Annotated in this window: 10 protein-coding genes; 2 read left to right on the forward strand and 8 right to left on the reverse strand. The window is 33.1% G+C overall.

The window, feature by feature from the left end; translation table 11 throughout:
- From SFT90_04120 to SFT90_04130, 3 genes are all read right to left on the reverse strand, one after another.
- On the reverse strand, positions 1–323 hold a 323-nt coding region (locus SFT90_04120), incomplete at its 3' end, for a HipA N-terminal domain-containing protein (protein ID MDX1949670.1).
- 150 nt (positions 324–473) lie between these two features.
- Positions 474–2642: an ankyrin repeat domain-containing protein gene (locus SFT90_04125; GenBank protein ID MDX1949671.1), complete on the reverse strand. Its 2169-nt coding sequence runs from the start codon at positions 2640–2642 to the stop codon at positions 474–476.
- Positions 2643–2890: 248 nt separating this feature from the next.
- Positions 2891–3955, reverse strand: coding sequence for an SAM-dependent methyltransferase (locus SFT90_04130; GenBank protein ID MDX1949672.1), 1065 nt, complete (start codon positions 3953–3955; stop codon positions 2891–2893).
- A gap of 69 nt (positions 3956–4024) precedes the next feature.
- On the opposite strand from SFT90_04130, the gene trxA reads away from it, so the two are divergent.
- Positions 4025–4345, forward strand: coding sequence for a thioredoxin (gene trxA / locus SFT90_04135; protein MDX1949673.1), 321 nt, complete (start codon positions 4025–4027; stop codon positions 4343–4345).
- 7 nt (positions 4346–4352) lie between these two features.
- On the opposite strand, the gene SFT90_04140 is transcribed toward trxA, so the two are convergent.
- From SFT90_04140 to mutM, 5 genes are read right to left on the reverse strand one after another with little or no spacing between them, the layout of a single operon-like run.
- Complete coding sequence (locus SFT90_04140) at positions 4353–4778, reverse strand: ferritin-like domain-containing protein (GenBank protein MDX1949674.1); 426 nt, start codon at positions 4776–4778, stop codon at positions 4353–4355.
- Positions 4779–4836: 58 nt separating this feature from the next.
- Positions 4837–5133, reverse strand: a complete 297-nt coding sequence (locus SFT90_04145) for an MGMT family protein (protein ID MDX1949675.1) — start codon at positions 5131–5133, stop codon at positions 4837–4839.
- Positions 5130–5897, reverse strand: coding sequence for a sulfite exporter TauE/SafE family protein (locus SFT90_04150; GenBank protein ID MDX1949676.1), 768 nt, complete (start codon positions 5895–5897; stop codon positions 5130–5132). Before SFT90_04150 ends, SFT90_04145 begins: the two co-directional genes overlap by 4 nt.
- An 11-nt stretch (positions 5898–5908) precedes the next feature.
- A complete protein-coding gene (locus tag SFT90_04155) occupies positions 5909–6292 on the reverse strand; it encodes a hypothetical protein (protein ID MDX1949677.1) in 384 nt (127 codons plus the stop codon).
- Positions 6289–7113, reverse strand: coding sequence for a bifunctional DNA-formamidopyrimidine glycosylase/DNA-(apurinic or apyrimidinic site) lyase (gene mutM, locus SFT90_04160; GenBank protein ID MDX1949678.1), 825 nt, complete (start codon positions 7111–7113; stop codon positions 6289–6291). The genes SFT90_04155 and mutM overlap by 4 nt, the downstream gene beginning before the upstream one ends.
- A 268-nt stretch (positions 7114–7381) precedes the next feature.
- Here mutM and ubiE point away from each other — a divergent pair.
- Positions 7382–8098, forward strand: a 717-nt coding sequence (ubiE, locus tag SFT90_04165; GenBank protein ID MDX1949679.1) for a bifunctional demethylmenaquinone methyltransferase/2-methoxy-6-polyprenyl-1,4-benzoquinol methylase UbiE, incomplete at its 3' end; no start/stop codon positions are given.

An 8098-nucleotide genomic window follows, 5' to 3' on the forward strand; every position in this document is an offset into this window, starting at 1 on the left:
GCTAAATCGTGTCCATATCCAAGAAGTAAGGCAAAATGATTATTTTTATCTGCACCTAAAGACCTCGCCTGAGCAGAACCAAACCAGCCTTCAGCAACTAAATTGTCAAAGAAAGGGTGCAAGCCAGCCTCAGAAATGTAAGGTTCTCTGCGTAAAGGTAATGTGTAGGAAATATGAGGATTTCCGGAGGTTAAGTAACTTTCGTCGTAGGTAAATATATATCTTCCACTTGGATCTTCCTGCAATCGCCCAACAAAAATATCCTCATAATTGTTATTGATAGGCAGGCTTATAAATACATTGCCCCATTGAGAATTCGCCATAAACTATATTTTATATTTTCGAGATAAAATACAATTTATACAAACTACTCTTTATATAATTTCTAAATCATCTGAATATATAAACTATAATTTATAAAAAGTTAATTGTCAATTATTAATGTAATTTACACTTTATAAAGTTATGTAGGGTTATTGTGCAGATGCCATTTTTTGGCGGATTTTTTCAATATTCATACCAAATTGCTCGCGGTAAATAGATTGTAGAATCTTACCTTGTCTTTTATATTTCTCAATAATTTCTTGATTTATTGCAGTTAAATTGCCGGCTTTTCTTATCCATTTTTCAAGTCTTGTATCCCATTTATTTTGTTGTTCAGGTGTCATATCTGAATATTTTAGTGTGCCACCTAACAAAATTGTTCTGGCTTGTTTAGTATCAAGTGAACCGCCAAGCCTTTCAATTTTTTGCAGGTTGCTTGAGAGGCTACTGCCCTGATAATTCCTCATTCTTATAGAGGCTGGAACTTGAGTTGGCGTTTGATTAATTTGGTTTGAATCAAGATAAATCTCATTGGAGAAATTATTTTGCTGAGAGGCTGGTGCTTGCTGAGGTGCATTATTCTGCCCTTCTGAAATCTGCTTAAATGCAAGGCTTGCAGGGTTTTGTTGGTTGATTTCTTGGGCTAAATTATTGGCATTAATTGTTGAAGTTTTGTTATAATCGGAATTATCAACCATTTTTTCTGCAGGTGTTTGATTTGCTGCCCACCAATCTGTTTGCGTTAGGCTTAAATTTTGGCTTTGTTCTTCGGCCTTGGTTTCAGCTTCTACATAAGATTGCGGAAACATAGAAAATTGATCAGCAGTTTGAACATTAGATTGCGGGCTATAAATAGGAGCATTCCTTTGTTTTATAATATTTTGAATATCGTTTGAAAAAAATCTTTCTCTACCAGTGTAAGAAGCAAGAAGGCGTGCTATATCAAAATTTTTGCCGTAAGCTAAATCATAAGGTTTAAGGCCGTCTCTGGTAACCATATTCGCATTCGCACCGACATAAAGCAGGTATTTCACAATCTCAATATTGTTGTTGTAGGTTGCGATGTGAAGGGGCGTTAGGCCATCACCATTGCTTTTGTTAACATCAGCACCCTCGCGAACTAGAACATCAATTAAATCAAGGGAGTTATTGAGCGTTGCAATTAAAAGCGGGGTATCGTTAGAGTTATTTCTAAAATCCACTTTTGCACCAGCCCGCAGTAATTGCTGAGTTGCAACAAAATTCCTGCTTGCAACTGCAACATGCAGTGGTGTATTGCCTTTTGCATCAACTGAATTCGGGTTTGCACCTTCCGCAAGTAATATCTCAACAATATCATTATGTGCGTTAAAAATTGCCCCCATTAAAGGCGTTTCACCGAATTTATTAGTTGCATTAGCACTTCTGCCAGAATGCAGGAGTGCAGTTACTGAATTTTTATCGCCAATCATTGCAGCTCTAACTAGCTGATCACTTAATTGTTGTTCAGAAAATGAAAGTGAAGAATAGCCAACGCGCCTTCTAACGTTATCAAAATCTTGTGCAACAGGCTGTTGAACTTGCTGTTCAGTTTCCTGATTTTGATTTTCCGCCCCAGTATTTTCAAGTAAATCTTCTGGGTTTATTTGCTCTTCTTTTTTATTTTCACCTATTACCGAATTTAGTAATTCATCAACTTGCTTTTCCCTTTCTTCAGGAGATAATTCCTTAGTTTTAGCAATTTCTTTTCTCTTGCCAGAAAAATCTAACTCAGGTGTTTCAGGAAATTGTTCCCCTAAATTAAAATCTTGTTGTGGAGTATTATTTTTGATTAAAGTCTCAGGCTTTTGCTTATTTGCTTGGGCTTTGCTATTTGCTTCTAATTCATCAAAATTAAAATCAGGTTCAATTTTCTCAAAAGGGTCAGCGATTTGTGTTTCCTCATTTGAAATTCTATCATCTAAAATTTTGCCCTGTCTTATTTTAGAATCTGGCAATTTTGTAGCTTGAGCATTGTTTTGTGGCAATCTTATAGTTGGCAATTCTTCTTCGGCAACTTCATTTGCAAAATTATCAAGTGATGGCGGTGTTATTTGTGGAGCTTGATTTTGCGAAAGATTAACATTTTTATCAGGGTTAACCCAATTTTTTGATTTTTTATATTCCTGTTCTGGAAATTCCTTGAAGGTGAATTCATCATCACTATTTGCAGAAGGTACACCACCAAACGCAGATTCACCAGCAGGTTCATTCTCAAGACCGGGCAGAGAAGGCACGCTTTCGGCTATCGCTAACCGAAATAGAAATATGAAATATAATATGATGATAAGATTTCGCATAAATAATTTTTGCCTTGAGCCACTTATGTCACCCCGTACTTGTTGCGGGGTTAATGGCTAAAAGTCATTGAATAGATTGTTTTAATCATGCTTTATGTTTAACCCCGCAACAAGTGCGGGGTGACAATTTGAGGTTAAGTCTAAATTTATATTTAGAAATACAGCTAAATTATCAAACTAACTTCGAGGGATTATAGCAGAAAACCTTATGTTTAACAATATTATGAATATATTATTATCAAAAAATGCTAAAATTTTTCAGCAATAAGGCATTTGAACAACGCCCCCATTTTGTCATCATCAATTAATCGTGAAACATCATTTGAAATTTTATTTTTTATCTTAGTATTTTTATTTTTTTGCAGAATTCCAGATCTCTCCAAAGCCCCCATCTCTCTTAAAAAATCACCTTGTTGATTCAAGAAAATATTTTTAATGCCATTTTGTTTAAGCTCGTTTGAAATATCTTCAAAATCAACATGGGCAGTGATATCACTTTCACCTAAATTTGAAAATATATCAGTGTATTTATTGCTCTTAATAGCTTGCAAACTATCGCCGTAGTTGCTATGAAAATAGCCATAATCAAAGCAAATTAGCATTCCATTATTTTGGTTGATTATATCAGAAATTTTTTTGATGAAATCAGGGATTAAGGGACAAAATTCTTTTATAGAATTATTTTTCGGCTTTTTCTTTTCAGTAAATTTTTGCAATTTTTTTGGCAAATTTTCAGCGATAATTTTATCAAAATAAAATTTATCTTTGGGTTTGTTATATTTAATAATCCTCTCAAACCATTTGAAATCCTCAAAAATATATTGTTTTATAGGTAAAGCATCAAAAAATTCATTAGCGATAAAAATAGTTAGATTTTTATTTTTGGTTTTTTCTAAATCAGAAATCCAAGAGGTTTTGCCTTGATATTTTGCGAGTTTTTCCTGCTGTTTTTTTATTAAAAACTCACTTACATCATATATTTTATATGAAATATTTTGATATAAATTTTTGAACTTACTAAGAACCCTCAAAACATCATCAGCAAGCGTGCCATTCCCAGCTCCAAGCTCAATTATATCAATTTTTATATCAGAAAAATTTTGAATTTTATTGATAATGAAAATTGCGATAATCTCGCCAAAAATTTGAGAAATTTCAGGTGCAGTGATAAAATCGCCTTTTTCACCTATTACGTTTTTAGCTCTATAATAGCCAAAGTTTTCGTCATAAAGGCATCTATCAATATATTCATCAAGGCTTAGAAAGCCTTTATTTTCAATCTCTTTGACAATTTTTTCTTTTAATAAGTTCATTTTACTATAAGCCCTTGACTATTTCTATTCTTAAACCTAAATTTACATTAATATAACAAAAGAGGATTTATGGCAAAAGAAACCACAGATAAAACATTTGAGCAAGATGTTCTTAAAAGCACAAAACCAGTTTTAGTAGATTTTTGGGCTGAGTGGTGTGGGCCTTGCCGTCAATTAGCACCAATTATTGATGAATTATCTAAAGATAGGGCAGAAAAACTAGAAGTTTTCAAAATCAATATTGATAAAAACCCTGATGTTCCAACAAAATTTGGTATAAGGGGTATTCCAACAATGATTATTTTTGAAAACGGCAAGCCGGTTGCAACTAAAGTTGGTGCCTTACCAAAAACTTCTCTATATCAATGGGTTGATGAGCAAGTTGCCTAAGCCAGAATTATTCTGGCTTTCTGAGCATTTTTTCAACTTCTGAGATGTGAGTTTCTTCATCAGCGATCATTGATCTAGCATATTCTTCAAGTGTGATGGATTTATCCTTCACAAGCTCAAGCAATTCCCTAAAATTATTAACTTGGTGCTTTTCGTGCTCAAGGCTTTCAAGCAATATATCTTGAATGCTGTGCTTATGGGTTTCAAGCAGGTTTGAAATTTTTAGAGATGGGTGGCCATTTAATGTTGTGATATGCTCCCCTGCTTGGTTTGCGTGATCCAGTGACTCATTAGCTTGTTCACGCAACCATTTTACAATCGGGATTCTATTATGGCCATAAACCATTAACGCATAGTGAGTATATCTAACCACTCCAGCCAATTCACACTCTAAAATTCTGTTAAGAACTTCAATGGTTTTTTCTTTATTCATAAAAATATTTTTTGCTTAATAATCCAAACATAATAACTGAAAATATCTTTAATAGAAATTAAATTTTAAGATAGGCTTTTAGATTATTTTCAAAATTGAGAATTTGGCTTTTAAGCTCTAGACCAAAAGCATAACCAGCAAGATTATCTTTTTTGTTAGATTTACTGCCCACAACCCTATGGCATGGAATTATAAAAGGGAAGGGGTTTTTGTTACAAACCATTCCAACGGCTCTGCTTGCTTTTGGCTTTCCAACTGCGATTGCGATTTGTTTATAGGTTCTAGTTTCACCAAATGGAATTTTAGCAATTTCACTCAAAACATTAAGCTGAAAATTAGTTAAGGAAATTTTCATAGCACGCCGAATATTAGGAGTATTGCTAAAATATAAAGCATTAAGGCGACTAAAATTTGTATATATTTTATAGTGATTTTCTTAAGGATTTTAGTTGCGAGGAAAACCCCTAAAAACCCAGAAAAAGTTGCAATTATAATCAGGTTTAATTCTTTTTCTATGAGTGCTAAATTAAATGTTAGGCCATAGACGATAATTCTTGCAATATCAACAAGGCTTGCAATTGCTGAATTTGTTGCAACAAAACCTTCTTTAGTAAGATTTGCTTTGATTAAAAAAGCACTTCTAAAAGCACCTTGATGTCCCGAAAATCCCCCAAAAAAGCCACTTAATGCACCGCCTATTGGGTTTGGTATTTTATTAATTTTATTTAGAAACGGAAAAATTTCGGCACTCGCAAAAATTATTAATGATACCCCTACAACCAAATTAAAAAGCGAAGTTTTCAGAGTTTTTCCCAAAAAATTATACTCAAAAATGATATTTTGGCTTGTGATTAAATCTAAGAAATAAGCCCCTAGGACTGAAAATATAAAGGCTGGAATGCCAAAAGAAATGAGAATTTTGTAATCAATATTTTTGTATAAAAGTAATAATTTGAATAGGTTATTTAGCAAATGAACAATTGCAGTAACTGCAATTGCAATTTGTAAGGGCAGAAATATTGCAATCACTGGCATTAAAATTGTGCCAAGCCCGAAACCTGAAAATAATGTTATCGCAGAGGCGAAAAAAGCTGATAGTGAAATGAATATTATCGCCATTTAAGATTTTGTTAGATATTTCCCTGCTTCTCTTGTGCAGAAAGTGGTCTTAATTGATATTTAACTGAAGTTGTGTATCCTTTCTTTTCTGGGCTTACTAACAGCACTTCATTGTTTTTAACATAAGTTAACTCTCCAATTTCCTTCCAGCCGAGTGATGGCAAAACTGAATTATAAAAATCATTCAAATCTTCAGGGTCTTCAAAGCCAGTGGCATACATTTCAACAATTCTACCTTCAGCAGAGTCAAAGAAACTGCCAGTTCCGGGGTCTGCTTGGAAGCCTTCCGGCAATGGAACATCAGGCAGAGATGGCATAAATTCTGCCTTAGGCGACATAAATTTGCTGCAAGAAGCAAGCAAAATAATTGCAAATGTAACGATAAAAATTCTCATAATTTTTGGCAATTAGGGCAGAAATAAGTGCTTCTGCCTTGTTGAACAATTCTTTTTATACTTGTTTGGCAAACAAAGCAAGGCTGATTTTCTCTATCATAAACTTTGTGATGATGCTGAAAATATCCAAGTCCTCCATCACTTCTAACATAATCTCTAAGCGTTGAGCCACCAGATTTTATTGCATTTTCTAAAACCTGCTTTATATTTTTTATAAGATTTTTATATTTATTTTTCGGAACATCTTTTGCTGGTAAAGCAGGGTTTATATTAGTTAAAAATAGAATTTCACTGGCGTAAATATTGCCAATACCAGCTATTACCGAAGCGTCCATCAAAGTTTGTTTGATATTTTGGGATTTATTTTTGAAATTTTCTGTTAAAAATTCTGTAGTTAAATCATCAGAAAGTGGCTCTATGCCTGTATTTGCAAATAGTTTATGTTTTGCTACATCTTTAGTTTTGGAGCTAGTAACGCAACCAAACCTTCTTGCATCATTGAAAACAAGCAAAGTTTCATCAGTAAATTCTAAAATAAAATGATCGTGCTTTGCAGGTATGTATGGCGAATTTTTGAATAGAATTTTACCACTCATTCCAAGGTGAATGATAATAGAATTTTTATTATTAAGGTTAATAATCAAAAACTTAGCGCGCCTTTTAATATCTATAATTTTTGCGTTTGAAATATCTTCAATAAAATTATTGGAATAGGGAAATCGCAGATTTTTATCACTTCTGAAAATAGAATTTATCTTCTTGCCAAGAATTTGTTTTGACAGACCTCTTTTGACGGTTTCTACTTCAGGAAGCTCGGGCATTATAAATTCTATTTGATAATATTCTTTTCATAATTAAAATAACTAAAAAATTGGATTGTTAAACTAAATTATATATTAAACTCTTAGACACCAATTGTCACCCCGCATTTATTGCGGGGTTGATGGCTGAAATCTTTTAAAGCCTTGGTTTTGAGCTTGCTTTGTGGTTTACCCCGCAACAAGTGCGGGGAGACACGGAAAGAGAAAATAGAGTTTAGCTCTGTTAATTTTAATCTAATAAAATAAAACTAAAAAATTCAATTTAATTATGAGCAAGGCAAATTTCGGTTTCAAGCAAGTGGAATATTCTGAAAAGCAGGAGATGGTTTTTGGCGTTTTCAAATCAGTTGCCAGCAAATATGATATTATGAATGATTTTATGAGCTTTGGGCTTCATAGAATTTGGAAAAAGATTTTTCTTAAGCATCTTCCCTTAAGAAATGATTTGAAGGCATTAGATTTAGCAAGTGGCTCAGCAGATATTGTAATTTCGCTTGCAAAAAAGCTGAAAGAAAAATGTTTCACGGGAAACCTAATTGCGTCAGATATAAATAATCATATGTTAGAGCAGGGCAGGGGGAAGGTTATCGATGAAAATTTTTCAAATTATATAGATTTTAACATCGTTAACGCTGAGGAAATACCTTATCCAGATAATAATTTTGATTTAGTAACTATTTCTTTTGGCATAAGAAATGTTACGAATATTAAAAAAGCTCTAGATGAAATTTATAGGGTTCTAAAACCGGGTGGAAAGTTCGTCTGCCTTGAATTTTCTGATGTAAATAATGAGGTAATAAAGAAAGTCTATGATTTTTATTCCTTCAATTTCATTCCAAAAATTGGTAAATTTGTTGCAAAAGATGAGGATTCTTACCAATATTTAGTTGAAAGTATTAGAATGTTCCCTACGGCTGAAAATTTCAAGGCGATGATTGAAAAATCAGGATTTGAAAATGTAAATTATGAAAAACTCACCTTCGGA

The sequence above is a fragment of the Rickettsiales bacterium genome (assembly GCA_033762595.1).
Classification (GTDB): Bacteria; Pseudomonadota; Alphaproteobacteria; order Rickettsiales; family UBA8987; genus JANPLD01.

Coding starts and splice junctions, on each gene's coding strand:
- SFT90_04125 (MDX1949671.1), bottom strand. CDS start 2,642: ATGCGAAATCTTATCATCATATTATATTTCATATTTCTATTTCGGTTA.
- SFT90_04130 (MDX1949672.1), bottom strand. CDS start 3,955: ATGAACTTATTAAAAGAAAAAATTGTCAAAGAGATTGAAAATAAAGGC.
- trxA (MDX1949673.1), top strand. CDS start 4,025: ATGGCAAAAGAAACCACAGATAAAACATTTGAGCAAGATGTTCTTAAA.
- SFT90_04140 (MDX1949674.1), bottom strand. CDS start 4,778: ATGAATAAAGAAAAAACCATTGAAGTTCTTAACAGAATTTTAGAGTGT.
- SFT90_04145 (MDX1949675.1), bottom strand. CDS start 5,133: ATGAAAATTTCCTTAACTAATTTTCAGCTTAATGTTTTGAGTGAAATT.
- SFT90_04150 (MDX1949676.1), bottom strand. CDS start 5,897: ATGGCGATAATATTCATTTCACTATCAGCTTTTTTCGCCTCTGCGATA.
- SFT90_04155 (MDX1949677.1), bottom strand. CDS start 6,292: ATGAGAATTTTTATCGTTACATTTGCAATTATTTTGCTTGCTTCTTGC.
- mutM (MDX1949678.1), bottom strand. CDS start 7,113: ATGCCCGAGCTTCCTGAAGTAGAAACCGTCAAAAGAGGTCTGTCAAAA.